Raw genomic sequence first — 16,686 nt, 5'->3', positions numbered from 1 at the left:
ATTTTTATTCTTCTTATATTCTATTGATTTTAATTACTTTTAACTTTTAGTTCTGCCAGATATTTTCCAAACTTGCGTGCAGTTTCCAAATCACCTTCTGGCGGTGTAATTTCCACACTGGCATTATCAGATTGCGTCATTAGCCCCAAGAAACTCGACATACGGTTAATATCCAATGGACTGCGTCCCGTTGGCATAAACGGTAAACCTGCCCATAGCATGCCATGCTGCATCGCAAATAAATTAATTTGCTGGAGCACTGCCAGCTTATCGCCACTCAGTCCACCACCGTTGGTAAAACCAGCCGCAAGCTTGCCCTGCCATGTTCGTGCCAGCCAACGTTTGGAGGAGTCCTCCATAAACTGTTTCAAAGCAGAAGTTAAGCTTCCCATATAGGTTGGACAACCCATCACGATCACATCGGCCTGGTCTAATAAATCCCACTGCGGCGCAGCCACAGAAAGCAGATGCACTTCCGCACCCGCCTGCTCGACACCCTGAGCAATGTATTGTGCAACTTTGGCTGTATGTCCATAAGGACTATGGTAAATCACACAAACTTTAACTTGGGAAGTAATTTGCTCAATAACAGACATGGAAAATTTAAAAACCAATGAATTAGATCAAGTTTAACATTTTTAAACCAAACAAGGCGAATCGACCATGCAAGGATGCAATTTATTGCATAAATACAAATGTTGCCATCCGTCCAGTTTTTGCATTACGGCGATAGGAAAAATAATCTTGTGACTGTAAATAAGAACACTGATCACCACCAAGCACGGTTTCTACACCTAAACGATTTAAAATAAAGCGTGCAATGGCATAGAGATCTGCCTGATATTTACCCTCAACCTGACCAGTAATAAAAGCGCTTTCCAGTTCAGTATATTTTTCGCAGAAAGCCGCTTTTACTTCCGCCCCCACTTCAAAACAAGGCTGGCTAATAGCTGCACCCAGCCATGCCCAAGTGGGTTGAGACTTCATTTCAGCAATCGTATTTTCAATAATGCCACTCGCCAAACCACGCCAACCCGCATGAAGATTGGCAACTTCGGTTCCCTCCGCATTGCCCAAGACCACAGGAAGACAATCTGCAGTCATCATCATCAAGGCATGACCTACGCGTTGCGTAACTAAACCATCGCCCTCAAGGGGAATAAATGGAATTTGTTCATTGATGGTATGGCAAATGGTGCTGTGGGTTTGCGTCATCCAGGTGATTTTATCAACACCATATGCAGATAATTCATTTAGCAAGATCATACGGTGCTGCTGAACCCGTTGAGCATCATCATTGACATGCAGAGCCAGATTAAAACCAGAGAGTTTTTCGTTCGACGTTGCAATGGTTTGAGGATGTTCAATACGTGTTTGCCCTACATACACACCTTTAGGCAAACCCTGTACAAATTCCATGTTTATTCCCTAAAAATTGCTTAATACGCTTCATTTTCACGGCGAAGCACTTCCACCAATTGGCTAAAGTCCTCTGGCCACGGTGCTTCAAACATCATCTCCTCACCTGTACGTGGGTGGACCAGACCAAGTTTGGCTGCGTGCAATGCCTGACGTTTAAAGCTACGCAGCATGTCTATCAACGCTTCCGATGCCCCCGCTGGAAAACGCACACGATTGACATACACAGGATCACCGACTAAGCCATGTCCGAGGTAACTAAAGTGCACACGAATCTGATGGGTACGCCCTGTTTCCAGTTGTGCCTGAATACGGGTGAAGTCACGGAAGCGTTCTTTGACATTATAATGTGTTACAGCATCACGCCCACCTGGCAAGATCGCCATTTTGACACGGTCTACAGGATGACGCTTGATTGGTTCATCAATGGTGCCACCCGCAATAATATTGCCATATGCCACCAGATCATAAACACGGTAAACGGTTTTCTTTGCCAGTTGTTTACTCAATGAAAACTGGGCTTCAAGGTTTTTGGCAACCACAAGCAAACCACTTGTATCTTTATCAATACGATGCACCAAGCCAGCGCGGGACAGTTCCGCCAGTTTCGGTGCATGGTACAGCAAGGCATTGACTAAAGTGCCTGTTGGGTTGCCTGCACCTGGATGAACCACCATACCTACTTCTTTGTTAATTACGATAATATCGTCATCTTCGTAGACAATATTGAGTGGAATATTTTCAGGCTGACTTGAGGTTTGTGTCTCAAGCTCAACGTCAAGGGTAAGCAGTTCATTGCCCTCACAACGGTACTTCGGCTTTACGATGTTACCATTTACCAACAGATGACCATCTTTCATCCATTGCTTGAGTTTTTCACGGGAAAACTCGCTCCAGACCATCGCTGCAACCTGATCAATACGTTGGCCTAAATACGTTTCATCAAGTTGAATTTGCAACGATAAACGTGTTGCAGTTGAATCAGAATTATGATTATCTGCATCGACAGAATCTTCGAGTAAGAAATCTGTTTCAGAGAAGTTTGAATTGGAAGATTGTGCTGAAGTCATTTGATGATCGGTACAAAAATGGTTTAATAGCACCATTGTAGCTTATTGTCCCAAAAACAGAGGAATTTTTATGTCGCTACCCCATTATAAAATTACGATACTGGCACTATCTTTAGGCGTAGCGTCTGCATTTGTGGGCTGTAGCAGCAATCCAAGCAAGAAGGATGTGGTTGATAAAGGACCACAATCCAGTGAACAGGTTTATTTTGAAAAAGCACAAAAGTCACTTGAGCGCAATCAATATACCGATGCGGTAAAGTCGCTTGAAGCCCTGGATACCTATTATCCAACTGGACAATATACACAGCAGGCACAGCTTGAACTTCTTTATGCCAAATTCAAACAAAAAGATTATGAGGGCACGATTGCACTGGCGGAACGTTTCATTCGTTTAAATCCGCAACATCCAAATGTTGATTATGCCTATTATGTTCGTGGTGTCGCCAACATGGAAATGAACTACGATAGCCTGATTCGTTATACCTCACTACAACAGTCACACCGTGATGTCAGCTACATCAAAGTTGCCTATCAAAACTTTGTGGATTTGATCCGCCGTTTCCCAAGTAGCCAATATTCTGTCGATGCGGCGCAACGCATGAAATATATTGGTCAGGAACTGGCTGAGAGTGAGATGAACGCGGCGCGTTTCAACATTCAGCGCAAAGCCTGGCTGGCTGCTGCTGAGCGTGCACAGTGGGTGGTTGAGCATTATCCACAAACTCCACAGACACCTGAAGCTTTGGCAACCCTAGCCTATAGTTACCAAAAGCTTGGTGATACAGCGACCTCCCAACAATATGTTGACATCCTTAAGCTCAACTATCCAAACCTTGTAAAATCAAATGGTGAGGTCAATTTACGTGCGGCACGTAAAGATGGCAGCTGGGTCAACCGTGCAACTTTGGGCTTATTAGGTCGTCAATCCAAAAATGTGGATAGCAAAAATATAGATGCCAATACTGAGACTGAAAAACGCAGTCTCACCAACCGTTTGAGTTTTGGTTTACTGGATAAGCCTGAAACATCAGTACCCGTTGAATCGGCAGTCCCTGCACCTGCAAGCAATCCTGCCCCTGCTGTTATTGACAACAATCCAAGCGAGGAAGATGCCGCAAATTAATTTGCAGTCATCTGATGCACAAAACAGGCAAGCCAACTCTTGCCTGTTTTTCATTTTATGCAACAATGATTCTGACAGATAAAGATGTCCCACTCCCAGTTTTAAATGGTTAAACCTTATGGCAATTCCACAGCATACGATTGATCAAATTCTGGATCGAACCGACATTGTCGATTTGATTGGTCAACGTGTGAAGTTAAAAAAGACTGGGCGTACTTATTCAGGCTGCTGTCCTTTCCATCAGGAAAAATCACCTTCTTTCCATGTCTACCGAGACAAGCAGTATTATCATTGCTTCGGCTGTCAGGCCAATGGCAATGCCATTCGTTTCCTGATGGATATTGATGGACGTAACTTTGTTGATGTGATGAAAGAACTGTCCAACAAGACAGGCATCGACCTCCCCAAAGATAATCAGGACAATAAAAAATTGTCCTATAAACGTAGTCCGCAACAGGTTGCTGCACCACAACCTGCACCAGCACAGAATAATAGTCCAACCTCACCAGCCATCCCTGAATCGATCGACGATCATTTTGTTGATATGGATCGTTATATGGATGACCCTTTTGCACAGTTTGACCCATCATTTACGATGGATGAACAGGTACAGGAAGGCAATCTCTATGATCTTTTGGAAAATATTGCACTATTTTACGAACGCCAACTTCCCAACAGCCAGAAAGCACAGAATTATTTCAGGCAACGGGGATTATCTGCCCAAACCATTCAGTTTTGGCGCTTGGGTTATGCACCAGAAGATTGGCAGCATCTGGAAAAAGCTTTTCCCCAAGATATTGAGGGGCTAAAACAACTTGGCTTGATTCGTTCAAGTGACAGTGGTCGGGATTTTGATTTACTGCGTGACCGCGTGATTTTCCCAATCCGTGACCATAAAGGTCGTGTGGTGGGTTTTGGTGGTCGCGCCTTAAACGATGAAATCAAGCCCAAATATATCAACTCACCTGACTCGGAAGTGTTCCATAAAAACCAGCTCCTTTATGGTTTATATGAAGGGCGAAAACTCAAAGCCAATGACTGGCTGATGGTGGAAGGTTATATGGATGTCATTGCGCTACAGCAATATGGCATCTCTGGTGCAGTGGCAACCCTGGGAACAGCCAGTAATGCAGATCATTTAACCACCCTGTTTAAACAAAACTCACGAATCACCATTGCATTTGATGGTGATGCCGCAGGGCAAAAAGCGGCACGCCGTACTTTGGAAATTGCCCTGCCCCTGCTTAACGATGGCCGTGAGTTAAAATTCTTTGTATTGCCAAATGAACATGACCCAGACTCACTCATCCGTCGAGAGGGTTTAGAAAACTTTCAAAAGCTACTGCAACAGGCTCCTTTATTGTCAGACTTTGTGTTTGCGCATTTAACAGGACAACATGATGTTAGTTCTCCCGAGGGTAAAAGTCTGGTCATGGGTGAACTGCGTGAACTAACCGAACTATTACCTAAACATGGCTCATTTCGTTATTTGCTGACCCAGTCTTTCCGTGAAAAACTTGGCTTGGGTAAACGCTTTACGCCTCAAATCAGCCATGATGCATCCCTGTCTTTTAACATTCACACCAAGGATGAGGATTTTGCAATTGCGATCTTGATGCACCACCCATTTTTATATATTCATTTTGAAGAATTACGAGCAGTCATCGACCAAACTGAACTATTAGCCAAGATCTTAGCTTCATTAAATATTGTGTTTGATGATTTACCTGATGATCAGGAATTGGCAACTTATTACGTGCTTGGTGCTTGTAGTAGCTATAGTCATGAAATTGCGGATATTATGCAGCGTACCAATATTCAGACACTTACACAGGCACCTGAAATTGCAGATAAACTTGCGAAAGAATATGCGCTGGGGCTACAAGAGAAGTATTTGCGCTTAAAACTAAAATCGCCAATTTCTTTAATTGAATCGCGTAATTTACGTCAACAACTGAATGAATTGACCAAACAGATTAGTTTGAGGTTGTTGTCTTAATCCATTGCGTAATGATCGTTTCCTTTTATCAAATCTCTGTTACACTGAATGCAAACCAGCCCTATCAATACAGGTGTATGATGTCTAACCGAGCTCATCAACCTCTTATTTCTGAACAGGAATATTTAGAGGGTGAACTTCATAGCGACATTAAACATGAATATATCGATGGTATGATCTATGCCATGTCAGGGGCAAGTGCAGCACATAACCGTATTGCAGGCAACATATATGGTGAATTTAGAAATCACCTAAAAGGTAAGCCCTGCCAACCTTACTCTGCGGATATGAAAGCCAAAATCGGTAGTAAATATTTCTATCCCGATGTCTTGGTTGATTGTACTGATCTTGCGGATGATCAATATTTTACTGATAGCCCGACAATCATCGTAGAAGTATTATCCAAATCCACCAAACAAATTGATAAAACAGTTAAATTTAACACCTATATCCAAATTCCAAGCCTACAGGAATATCTACTGGTTGAACAAGATACTGCTGAAGTTGAAGTACTGCGTCGCCGTACCAATTGGAAAGCTGAGCACTATTTCCTTGGTGATATCATTAAACTGGATTCAATTGATTTAACCATCAAGGTGGCAGATATTTATGATCGGGTTAAAAATACTGATGTATTGGAATGGCTAGAAAAACAAGCTAAACAAACAACCACTGAACAAGAATAGAATATTTATTGTCTCGGCTTACGCTCATGTTCAAAAACATCCTGTAGATGCTGCTGTAACCACTCAAAATAATCAGGATTTTCAGCCTTGGCAGCCTCTCTTAATAAGATAGAGGTTGGATGCATGAGCTTTTGTGTTAAGCGATGCGCAAATTCCTGTAATACCTGCTCTGCTTCATGCCCATGCTGTAACGACTCCAAGGCATGCACCAATTCTTTTTGGCTGACTTCCTCACTGTGCTGGCGATAGGCTTGAATGGTGCCACTCGCTTCCTTGACCTTTTGCTGGGTCATCAATTGGGTTGCCAACTGATTGACCATAACCTCAGCTTCTACCGCCGCTTGACGGCGTTGTGCCAGATTCTCATCAATCACGCTTTGCAGATCATCAACGCCATATAAATAAACGTTGTCTAGTGATTCAACCTTTGGATCAATATCACGCGGAACGGCCAAATCAACCATGAGCATCTGTTGATAACGGCGTTTTTTTAACGCCACCTTAACATCTGAATAACCAATCACCTGATGCAAACTGCCTGTACAACTTGAAACCACATCGGCTCGATGCAAATTCTGTACAAGTTCTGTAAAAGATATAATTTCAACGTCTACCTGATGTGCAATATCCTGCGCGAGCAAATCAGCGCGTTCACGACTACGGTTACAAATGATAATCTTGGCCACCCCCATTTCAGCTAAATGCTTGGCAACCAGACTATTCATTTCCCCTGCCGCAACCACCATAACGGTGAGCTTTTCTGGATGACTAAACACTTGTGAGGCCAACTGGGCCACGGCATAGCCCATGGAAACTGCATGACTACCTACAGAAGTTTCCGAGCGAACCCGCTTTGCCGCATAAAAGGCATATTCAAAAACACTATTCAGCTCAGGCGATACCGTTTCCGCATCTTTGGACAATGCCAACGCACTTTTAACCTGCCCCAAAATCTGTGGTTCACCCAACATCAGTGAATCCAGACCACTGGCAACACGCATGAGATGTGTAACCGCCTGAGCATTCTCGTAACGATAAACATGATGAATTAACTGTTTTACATCAATATTATTCACCTGGGCCAGCCAATTCAGGACGCTATCCGCATCCTCCGTCATGGCATAGACTTCGGTTCGGTTGCATGTGGAGACCACCACCATGTCTTTTAGCGAAGAATGCTGGCGTTGTTTAAGCAATAGCTGGGCTAATCGCTCTGCATTGAAAGCAATTTGTTCACGAAGCTCAACAGAAGCTGTCTGATGGTTGACACCCAATGCAAAGAAAGACATATCAGATCATCATTTCGCTAAATTTATGTTATTGTGCAACATCGGTGTCATAAAAAGCATTACTTTGGATCAATAAAAATTGCGTCAGCTACATCGCCGTACCTATTTTAACGGCAAGACGATTAGACGGTATTCTACCACAATCTTGTTGTTAGGTAGTATGAGCGCTTATGTCTCCGCACAAGCAATACACGATATGTATGCTGACCAGAGCTTCGAACATGCCCTACAACAGAGCATGGTCGCCGAATTTTCCCTTGCCTATGACGATATTACAACAGCCCTGCACAACTATACCGTACTTGCCATTCGCAGCAATTCCACCATCATTAAGCAACGTGCCTTAGATGTTGCTCTGGAATACAACGATCTACAGGCAGCCCTGGACATTGCCACCCACTGGGTTGAGCAGGAACCTAAAGATGTGCCTGCTTTGTTCTATTTATCGCATATTGCCCTGAAAACACATGAATATGAACTTGCGGCCAAGACACTGGACAAGATTTTAAATATTGACCCAACCGCCGATTTGGAACAAATTCTCGCAGGTATTGCACCTGAACAGGCGCAAGATCGCGAAGTCCTGCTCAATGCCTTACGCGCAAGCAAGGAAAAGGACAACCCCTCTATTTTAGCGTTAATCGCGGGATTAGAGGCACAGGATGGCTTATATGAGCAGGCACTGGGCAATATTAACCGTGCCTTACGCAAACGTTCAAAATCCACCAGCTTTATCCTGATGAAAGCCAACTTACTCATGGCTTTACGTGATGATGCCGCCACACAAAAATGGTTTGCCCAGGCCAGCCGTAAAAATAAGAATAACCTTGATGTCCGCTTGGCGGAAGCACGTTACTACATCCAAATCAATCAGCAACAGGAAGCTTTAGACAAGCTTGAAAATATTATTAAAGACCATCCTCAGGCTGAGGAGGCTCTGTTTATTGCGGGCTTAACCAGTATTGACCTCAAGCAATATGAGAAAGCGGAACAATATCTGGTTGATTTACGTTCTTCGGCAAAATACCAGAATGAAGCCTATTATTATCTGGCGATTAATGCACAGCGCAAACAGCATTATGAAACAGCAAAGGCCTATTATCGCCTTGTTGATGGCAGCCTGTATATCGTGTCCCGCCGAAACATGATTGCGATTTTTGAGAAACAGGAACAACTGAATGATGCATTGCGTTTCCTGACTCAGGAACGGGTCAACTACCCTCAGCACGCCAGTTTTCTTTATCAGGCCCAGGCCGACATTTTAAAGAAAATGGACAATAAAAAGGCTGCTCTGACCCTGCTGGATGAGGCGATCAAGAACATTCCAGATGACCCAGAGCTGATCTATGCTGAGGTGTTATTGCTCGACCCATATACAGATCGGGATAAGCTGGATAAGACACTCAAACAGCTATTGGCAATCGAACCAAATAGTCCAACCTATTTAAATGCCTATGCCTATACTTTGGCATTGCAGAATCGCCGCTTAAAGGAAGCGCGCAAATATGCTGAACTGGCACTGGAATACGCACCAGAACAGGCCTCCATTCTGGATACACTTGGCTATATTGCCTTTTTACAAAATGATTTTGATACTGCAGTTCAGGCGCTGCAACAGGCCTATAGCATCAGCCAGAATGTGAATATTGGGATTCGCTATGCCAAGGCGCTGTATATGCAGGGTTCACTCGCCCAATTTAGCGATGTGTTACAGCAACTGAAACAAAAACATGCAAATGCCCCACAATTACAACAACTTGATGGCTTAATCTTACCTGTAACCGTAAAAAAGAGTTAACCCAATGCGTTTGTTTGCAAAAATATGTCTGGCCATGTGTAGCAGTAGTGTGTTGTTTCTCACTGGATGTCAACATTTAAGTCAACCGAATAAAGTGATTGCCTCACCACAGCTACAGGATGAAAACAATTTTAGCTTACAGGGTAAAATTGGAGTGCGTACCCCACAGCAGTCAGGTAGTGCATTCTTTACATGGCTACAGCAACAGGATCAGTTCGATATTGAACTCACAGGCATTTTGGGAGTGGGTAAAACCCAGATTCAGGGTAAGCCTGGCGAAGTGACATTGAATAGCGCAAAGACAGGTTTAATTACCGCGGTATCACCTGAAGAATTGCTGGAAAAAGCCACAGGCTGGCAAGCACCAATTATGCATCTGGCTTATTGGGTTCAGGCCAAGCCAGCCACAGCAAATGCGCAGATCATTAAAGATGAGAACAACCGTTTAAAGCAACTGACTGAAGATGGCTGGACAGTTGATTTTAGTTATAACGATACGCAGACCTTGCCCAACAAGCTTTTATTGAAGCAGGCACTTGCAGAAGATAAAGAAAACCGTATTACAATGGTTATTCAGAACAGATAGTGTTTCATTCAACATTTTGGGATATACTAAAAACATATACTTCCAAATAGGTGTATCACGATGGAAAAAGCAACGATCTTTAAAAATAATCGCAACCAAGCGGTACGTTTGCCCAAAGCAGTTGCTTTTCCTGAACATATCAAACAGGTGGAAGTGATTAGTATTGGGGATACACGGATTTTAACCCCTATTGGAAAACGATGGGAATTATGGATGAATACGCCATCACAACTGACCGAAGATTGTTTTCAGGAACGTGACCAACCGATTGCGCAAGAACGAGAAAGTTTCTAATCATGCTTAAATACATGCTGGATACCAACATCTGCATCTATGCGATTAAGAAAAAGCCGATTGAAGTCATCCAACAGTTTTCCAAGTATCAGGATTATCTTTGTATCAGCTCGATCACCTTAATGGAGTTGTATTACGGTGCAGAAAAATCATCCAATCCCCAAACTAATCTGACTGAAATTGAAAAATTTGTGGCAAATCTGATCGTCCTTGATTATGACAATTATGCCGCAGCACATACCGCACAAATTCGGGCTGAACTATCAAAAACAGGCAAAACTATTGGCAGTTATGATGCCATGATTGCAGGGCATGCCCGTAGTCAGGGATTCATTTGTGTCACTAATAACATACGTGAGTTTGAACGTGTGGCTGGATTACGTCTAGAGAATTGGTGGGTGCAGTCTTAAATATTACGGAAGCAAATATGACCATTTTACGCGTCCCATCCCCTGCCAAGCTTAATTTATTCCTGCATATCGTGGGTCGCCGTGACAATGGCTACCATGAGTTACAGAGTATTTTCCAACTGATTGATCTTTATGACTGGATCAGTTTTGAGGTCATTGAGGAAGATCAGATTCAGATTGAGGGATTAGCAGAAGTAAAACTGGAACAAAACCTGATTTATCGGGCTGCGCAATACCTGCGCCCACATGCCAAGACACCCTGTGGATTAAAGATTTCAGTGGAAAAAAATATTCCGATGGGTGCAGGTCTGGGTGGCGGCTCATCCAATGCCGCAACCACATTGATTGTACTGAACCAGTTATGGCAGTGTGGACTAAATGATGAGCAACTTGCAGCCTATGGCGTACAGCTTGGCGCTGATGTTCCGATTTTTATTTTTGGGCAAAATGCATGGGCTGAAGGAGTGGGTGAACATTTATCATTCATAGACTTAGCTCAAAAACAATTCATTGTTTTAAAACCTGACTGTTTTATCAGCACTCAACTGCTTTTTTCACAAAAAACATTGACAAGAGATACTAAGCCCACTACATTTTGCGCCTATCAGTTAGAACCTTCTCTTTTCGGAAATAACTTTGAACCTCTGGCTCGACAGTTATACCCTGAAGTTGAGGAAGCAATGCAATATCTGGATCAGTTTGGTCAGGCAAAGCTTACAGGTACAGGTGCCTGTGTTTTTACTGAAGTAATCCAGGAAATGAATGTAAAGCAAATTTTGCAAAACGCGCCTTGTAAAGCATACTTGGTGAATGGTTTGGCAGAATCGCCATTACGGCATTTCAAGGTTACCGATTAGGGGCGTCGCCAAGTGGTAAGGCAGCGGGTTTTGATCCCGCCATCCGTTGGTTCGAATCCAGCCGCCCCTGCCAATTTTCACCTGTAGGATGTTTGTAATAGGGGCGTCGCCAAGTGGTAAGGCAGCGGGTTTTGATCCCGCCATCCGTTGGTTCGAATCCAGCCGCCCCTGCCATTACAGATCATCAAATTTAGGGGCGTCGCCAAGTGGTAAGGCAGCGGGTTTTGATCCCGCCATCCGTTGGTTCGAATCCAGCCGCCCCTGCCATTTCTCTTTGTTCGTCAGGCTTGTTTTATATCGGTATTTGATCAATCATATTGACAAAATCATATAAAACCATTAAAGTTCTGCCGCATTAGGGGCGTCGCCAAGTGGTAAGGCAGCGGGTTTTGATCCCGCCATCCGTTGGTTCGAATCCAGCCGCCCCTGCCATATAATAGATTATTCTTTAAACTACCCGTTGGGGAAATTTTGAGTTTCCTCTTTGCGCTTGGGTGAGGTGTTGTTTCGCTTAACCTCTATGAGGAAGAGTTATAGATTTTCCATACTTGAATCAAGCGTTGTTTCACTTGATTTCATTTTGAAGAATTATAAATTTTCCCTTTATATTTTGGCAAAGCGTTGCTTCATGTAATCCTCTTTAGAAAAATCATAGATTTTTCACTTGCGCTCGGGTGAAGCGTTGCTTCACGTAATCCTCGCTCAGGTGCTTCATGCCCAATCTCGTCGTTTTTAGTGGAAGTGCTCATCCACAGTTCGCCCAAAAAGTCGTAAGCCATTTACATATCCCTCTAGGTGCCGCTGCTGTAAGCAAGTTCTCTGATGGTGAAATTTCAGTTGAAATCACTGAAAATGTACGTGGTAAAGACGTATTCATCGTTCAGTCCACTTGTGCCCCAACCAATGATAACCTGATGGAAATCCTGGTGATGGCAGATGCTTTGCGTCGCGCAAGTGCTGGTCGCATCACCGCTGTCATCCCTTACTTCGGTTATGCACGCCAAGACCGTCGTCCACGTTCTGCTCGTGTGCCAATTACCGCCAAGGTTGTTGCAGACATGCTGACCACTGTGGGAATTGACCGTGTGGTTATGATTGACCTGCATGCAGACCAGATTCAGGGTTTCTTCGATATTCCAGTGGACAATATCTACGGTACACCAGCGTTATTGGCTGACCTGCGTCAGCAACAACATGACAACCTCATGGTGGTTTCACCTGACGTGGGTGGTGTTGTTCGTGCCCGTGCTGTTGCAAAGCAGTTGGGTGACATCGACCTGGCCATCATTGACAAACGCCGTCAAAAAGCCAATGAATCTCAAGTGATGCATTTGATTGGTGACGTCAAAGACCGTGACTGTGTCATTGTCGATGATATGGTGGATACTGCTGGTACGCTTTGCAAGGCGGCTGATGCCCTGAAACAGTTTGGTGCCCGCCGTGTGATTGCCTATGCAACCCACCCTGTTCTATCTGGCAAGGCACTTGATAACCTGCGCAACTCTGTGATTGATGAACTTGTGGTGACTGACACCATTCCACTTTCAGATGAAGCATTAACTTTAGGCAAAGTTCGCCAGGTTTCCGTTGCCAGCATGGTTGCTGAAACAATTCGTCGTATTAATAACGAAGAATCTATTAGCGCAATGTTCGATAGTTATCTATAATACCCCAGCTTTTTTCAAGCCCTGCCTTATGGCGGGGCTTTCTATCACTAAACTGGTCGCAAGTTTAGTTTCTTAAATCTCAATGAGGATATGCCCATGGCAAACTTCGTATTAAATGCTCAAGCACGTGAAGCTGCTCAACAAGGGAAAGGTGCGAGCCGCCGCCTTCGTCACGCAGCGCAAATTCCAGCGATTATCTATGGTGGTAGTGCTGAGCCTGTAACTGTTACTTTAGAGCTTCGTGAAATCGTTAAGGCTTTAGAAAGCAATGCTTTCTTTGAAGAAGTAATCGAAATCAAAATCGGTGACAAAGTTGAAAATGTTAAAATCCAGGCATTGCAACGTCACCCAGCTAAAAACACTCCAATGCACGCTGACTTTAAACGCGCATAAGTGTTAAAGGCATAAATTAGTGTCAAGTATTTCGCTAATTGTTGGTTTGGGCAATCCTGGAAAGGAATATGCCCAAACCCGCCATAATGCAGGTTTCTGGTTTGTTGAACAGCTTGCAGACCGTTATGGCATCAATTTAAAAGCTGATCCCAAGTTTCATGGATACAGTGGTCGTGGCCAAGTTGAGGGCCATGATGTACGTTTACTCCTCCCTACCACCTTTATGAACCGTTCTGGTCAAAGTGTTGCCCCTTTCGCCAAATTCTATCAAGTTGCACCTGAGTCAATCTTAATTGCTCATGATGAACTGGATATGGACCCTGGCGTGATTCGCTTGAAAACAGGTGGCGGACACGGCGGACATAATGGTCTCCGTGACATCGTTCCCCATATGGGTCCCAACTTCCATCGTTTACGCATTGGAATTGGACATCCTGGTTCCAAAGAACGTGTTTCTGGTCATGTGCTTGGCAAAGCTCCCAGCAGTGAACAAGATTTAATGGATGCCGCAATTGCCCATGCCTTATCACAAGTCAAAATGCTTGTGAGTGGACAGGTTCCACAGGCCATGAATCAAATTAATGCATACAAACCCGCTTAAACTTAAACTGAAATTGTTGATCAATCACGCTTGCCATATTGCAGTTTTAGGCGCAAAATGCGCATCAAACCGCCTACAGCCTGCGGAAACGTGACAAGTCAACCATAAGATATCCGTCTTAGGTCTTACTCAGGAGACGCTAGCCATGCTATCTCGTTTATTAAAATGTAAAATTCACCGCGCAGTTGTGACACATGCGGAACTTCATTATGAAGGTTCCTGTGCAATTGATGGTGTGTTAATGGACTTAGCAGGGATTCGTGAATACGAAGAAATCCACGTATGGAACGTAACCAACGGCAAACGCTTCACAACCTACGCAATTCGTGGTGAAGATGATTCAGGCATTATTTCAGTGAATGGTGGTGCAGCCCATCAGGCTGATGTTGGTGACTTAGTGATTATTGCAACTTTTGGTGATTTCACTGAAGTTGAGGCAAACCTGCACAAACCACGTTTGGTCTATGCAAACCCAGACAATACAGTAAACCACACAGCAAACTGTATTCCTGTACAAATTGCATAAGCAGAAAACATCAAGATTCCTAAAAGCCAGTTTAAAAATAAACTGGCTTTTTTCATGTTATGAGAACATACAAAACATCTAAAATTAATGCATTATTTTTACGCAACCCAACTTGTAAAGTATGTTCCAGTATTGCTTTATTAAATAGATAGAAAATAAAGATAATTTAATCAATATGGATATGATAACAACCCTGAGCAAGGTCATGCCCTTTGCCGAACTGGATCATGCCACTCTAGAGACGTTGGCCAGTTATTGCCAGATTTGTCATCTACAAACAGGTCAGCAGCTTTATCAGGTCAATGATATTGCCAACGATGTTTATGTCATTGCCTATGGACGGGTGAAACTCAGCAGTGCTACAGGCTTGTCCACCTATCTGGGACGTAATGAGCTTGTAGGTGAAATGGGAGCGATTGCCAATCAGCCTCATCATGGCACGGTGCATGCCACACGGGACACCACATTGCTCAGTATTCCCCAACCACAATTTATCGAGTTTATCCAGTCTCATCCTAAAGTGCTGTTTGCGCTATCCCGTCTGATCATTGCCCGCTCCCAGCCTGAACTCCAGCACACCCATGCCATGAGTAATAGCCGAACCTTGTCCGTTGTTCCTGTCTCAGCACACATTCCTGCGATTCATTTAGCTGAAAAATTGACAGAGCATTTACTACGCTGGCCCCACGTGCGTCTGGTTACGGCAGCGCATGTGGATGCGCTGTTTGGACATGGCTTTAGCCAAACCCCACTTGATTATGGTTACAATGACTTAAAGTTGAGGCACTGGTTAGCCAGTCTGGAAGAAAAGCACTGTTATGTTCTTTATGCAGCCCATCGCAATGATGATGAATGGTCAAAACGTTGCCTGCATCAGGCTGACCGCATCCTGATCCTTGCTGAAGCCAACCAGACGCCCATCCAGACCAAACTCGTTGATGTACTGAATCAATATGATTGGCAAAGCCCCATCGAACTGGTGCTGTTACGCTCTGACGGTGATCCATCTCCCCATACCTTGCAATGGAAACAGCTTTACCATGCCCGCGCCCATTATTTTATTCATCCGTGGGCACAGGCAGATATCTGTGCGGTTGCCAGACAGATTTCCAGTAAAGGCGTGGGCTTGGTACTTGGCGGCGGTGGTGCGCGTGGTTTTGCCCATATTGGTCTAATCCGTGCACTGGAACAACTGCATATCCCTGTTGATATTGTTGGTGGCACCAGTATGGGTGCCTTTGTGGCCGCACTGGTCGCCTGTGGGTTTGACAGTGTGGAAATGGCGCATATTGCCTATGAAACCTTTGTGGCGCGCAATTATCTGAATGACTATACCATGCCCAGAGTCTCACTGATTCGGGGGCAGCGCTTTCACGCACGGCTGCATGCCATTTTTGGGCATCGACGCATTGAGGAACTCAAACAGACCTATTACTGCATCTCGACCAATCTCTCCACAGGGCAAGCAGTCATCCATGATCAGGGAGAACTGGCAACATGGGTCGGCACCAGTATGAGCGTACCAGGCGTTGCCCCACCTGTAGCCTGGCATGAAAATCTGCTCTGTGATGGTGGTGTCATTAATAACCTACCCACTGACGTGATGCAGAATCTGGAAAGAGGCACCATCATCGCTAGCAATGTGAGTCTGCATGACGACATTCGGGTGCCTGGTATAGGTTTGGAAGAACCTGATCAAAGTGCCCTGCTCAACTGGAATAAAATTATTAAGGACAAACTGCTTCCTGCACCACGACTGGCAGAAATTCTCATGCGCACCGCCACCCTTGCCAGCGACACCATGATTCAGGCAGCCGCCATTGAACGCGCCAATTTACACATTCGTATGCCAATCGCAGGGATTGGTATGTTTGACTGGCACAAACTGGATGAGCTGGTGGAACGGGGCTATGAACATGCATTGGCAACACTCGAGCCTATTCGGGATACCCTACCATCTTCCTAAAA

General features: G+C 44.3%; 17 protein-coding genes and 4 tRNA genes. 17 read left to right on the top strand and 4 right to left on the bottom strand.

The features are described from left to right. Positions 1–29: 29 nt before the first annotated feature. The 3 genes from QLH32_RS15300 to rluD form a co-directional block, all read right to left on the bottom strand. Positions 30–596: a flavodoxin family protein gene (locus QLH32_RS15300; RefSeq protein WP_283266902.1), complete on the bottom strand. Its 567-nt coding sequence runs from the start codon at positions 594–596 to the stop codon at positions 30–32. Positions 597–678: 82 nt separating this feature from the next. After that, positions 679–1,419 carry a peptidoglycan editing factor PgeF gene (gene pgeF, locus QLH32_RS15295; protein ID WP_283266900.1) on the bottom strand — a complete coding sequence of 247 codons (741 nt, stop codon included), beginning with the start codon at positions 1,417–1,419 and terminating at the stop codon, positions 679–681. A gap of 20 nt (positions 1,420–1,439) precedes the next feature. After that, positions 1,440–2,489 carry a 23S rRNA pseudouridine(1911/1915/1917) synthase RluD gene (gene rluD / locus QLH32_RS15290; RefSeq protein WP_283266899.1) on the bottom strand — a complete coding sequence of 350 codons (1,050 nt, stop codon included), beginning with the start codon at positions 2,487–2,489 and terminating at the stop codon, positions 1,440–1,442. Between the two features lie 70 nt (positions 2,490–2,559). On the opposite strand from rluD, the gene QLH32_RS15285 reads away from it, so the two are divergent. The 3 genes from QLH32_RS15285 (at position 2,560) to QLH32_RS15275 (ending at position 6,297) form a co-directional block, all read left to right on the top strand. Then, positions 2,560–3,612, top strand: a complete 1,053-nt coding sequence (locus QLH32_RS15285) for an outer membrane protein assembly factor BamD (protein ID WP_283266898.1) — start codon at positions 2,560–2,562, stop codon at positions 3,610–3,612. A gap of 118 nt (positions 3,613–3,730) precedes the next feature. After that, positions 3,731–5,611 carry a DNA primase gene (locus QLH32_RS15280; protein ID WP_283266897.1) on the top strand — a complete coding sequence of 627 codons (1,881 nt, stop codon included), beginning with the start codon at positions 3,731–3,733 and terminating at the stop codon, positions 5,609–5,611. Positions 5,612–5,691: 80 nt separating this feature from the next. Continuing rightward, entirely contained in the window at positions 5,692–6,297 is a 606-nt protein-coding gene (locus QLH32_RS15275) for a Uma2 family endonuclease (protein ID WP_432442287.1), read from the top strand. A gap of 5 nt (positions 6,298–6,302) precedes the next feature. Here the strand turns inward: QLH32_RS15275 and hemA are convergent, their stop codons facing one another. Continuing rightward, on the bottom strand, positions 6,303–7,586 hold the full coding sequence (hemA, locus tag QLH32_RS15270; protein WP_283266894.1) for a glutamyl-tRNA reductase: 1,284 nt from the start codon (positions 7,584–7,586) through the stop codon (positions 6,303–6,305). A 79-nt stretch (positions 7,587–7,665) separates the two neighbouring features. Between hemA and QLH32_RS15265 the strand changes: the two genes are divergently transcribed. The 14 genes from QLH32_RS15265 (at position 7,666) to QLH32_RS15200 (ending at position 16,684) form a co-directional block, all read left to right on the top strand. Then, positions 7,666–9,384, top strand: coding sequence for a tetratricopeptide repeat protein (locus QLH32_RS15265; protein ID WP_283266892.1), 1,719 nt, complete (start codon positions 7,666–7,668; stop codon positions 9,382–9,384). Positions 9,385–9,388: 4 nt separating this feature from the next. After that, the gene (lolB, locus tag QLH32_RS15260) at positions 9,389–9,970 is read left to right on the top strand and encodes a lipoprotein insertase outer membrane protein LolB (RefSeq protein ID WP_283266891.1); all 582 of its coding nucleotides are present in this window, start codon (positions 9,389–9,391) and stop codon (positions 9,968–9,970) included. A 60-nt stretch (positions 9,971–10,030) separates the two neighbouring features. Next, positions 10,031–10,264, top strand: a complete 234-nt coding sequence (vapB, locus tag QLH32_RS15255; protein ID WP_283266889.1) for a type II toxin-antitoxin system VapB family antitoxin — start codon at positions 10,031–10,033, stop codon at positions 10,262–10,264. Positions 10,265–10,278: 14 nt separating this feature from the next. Further along, on the top strand, positions 10,279–10,674 hold the full coding sequence (vapC, locus tag QLH32_RS15250) for a type II toxin-antitoxin system tRNA(fMet)-specific endonuclease VapC (RefSeq protein ID WP_004761825.1): 396 nt from the start codon (positions 10,279–10,281) through the stop codon (positions 10,672–10,674). 23 nt (positions 10,675–10,697) lie between these two features. After that, the gene (gene ispE, locus QLH32_RS15245; RefSeq protein ID WP_283269362.1) at positions 10,698–11,531 is read left to right on the top strand and encodes a 4-(cytidine 5'-diphospho)-2-C-methyl-D-erythritol kinase; all 834 of its coding nucleotides are present in this window, start codon (positions 10,698–10,700) and stop codon (positions 11,529–11,531) included. Continuing rightward, positions 11,530–11,604 (top strand) — tRNA-Gln (locus QLH32_RS15240). Before ispE ends, QLH32_RS15240 begins: the two co-directional genes overlap by 2 nt. Positions 11,605–11,630: 26 nt before the next feature. Beyond that, positions 11,631–11,705 (top strand) — tRNA-Gln (locus QLH32_RS15235). 18 nt (positions 11,706–11,723) lie between these two features. Beyond that, positions 11,724–11,798: transfer RNA gene (locus QLH32_RS15230), tRNA-Gln, on the top strand. Positions 11,799–11,888: 90 nt separating this feature from the next. Beyond that, a tRNA-Gln gene (locus QLH32_RS15225) sits at positions 11,889–11,963 on the top strand. A 281-nt stretch (positions 11,964–12,244) separates the two neighbouring features. Then, positions 12,245–13,198: a ribose-phosphate pyrophosphokinase gene (locus QLH32_RS15220; protein WP_004676510.1), complete on the top strand. Its 954-nt coding sequence runs from the start codon at positions 12,245–12,247 to the stop codon at positions 13,196–13,198. A gap of 96 nt (positions 13,199–13,294) precedes the next feature. Continuing rightward, on the top strand, positions 13,295–13,591 hold the full coding sequence (rplY, locus tag QLH32_RS15215; RefSeq protein WP_004676507.1) for a 50S ribosomal protein L25: 297 nt from the start codon (positions 13,295–13,297) through the stop codon (positions 13,589–13,591). Positions 13,592–13,610: 19 nt separating this feature from the next. Beyond that, positions 13,611–14,192: an aminoacyl-tRNA hydrolase gene (gene pth, locus QLH32_RS15210; protein WP_004676505.1), complete on the top strand. Its 582-nt coding sequence runs from the start codon at positions 13,611–13,613 to the stop codon at positions 14,190–14,192. Between the two features lie 145 nt (positions 14,193–14,337). Beyond that, positions 14,338–14,718 carry an aspartate 1-decarboxylase gene (panD, locus tag QLH32_RS15205; RefSeq protein ID WP_004655255.1) on the top strand — a complete coding sequence of 127 codons (381 nt, stop codon included), beginning with the start codon at positions 14,338–14,340 and terminating at the stop codon, positions 14,716–14,718. Positions 14,719–14,893: 175 nt separating this feature from the next. Further along, on the top strand, positions 14,894–16,684 hold the full coding sequence (locus QLH32_RS15200) for a patatin-like phospholipase family protein (RefSeq protein ID WP_283266886.1): 1,791 nt from the start codon (positions 14,894–14,896) through the stop codon (positions 16,682–16,684). Positions 16,685–16,686 lie beyond the last annotated feature (2 nt).

This window comes from Acinetobacter corruptisaponis, assembly GCF_030053775.1.
Lineage (GTDB): Bacteria > Pseudomonadota > Gammaproteobacteria > Pseudomonadales > Moraxellaceae > Acinetobacter > Acinetobacter corruptisaponis.
The sequence above is the reverse complement of the archived record's forward strand: the minus strand, read 5'-3'. Positions and strand labels throughout refer to the sequence as shown.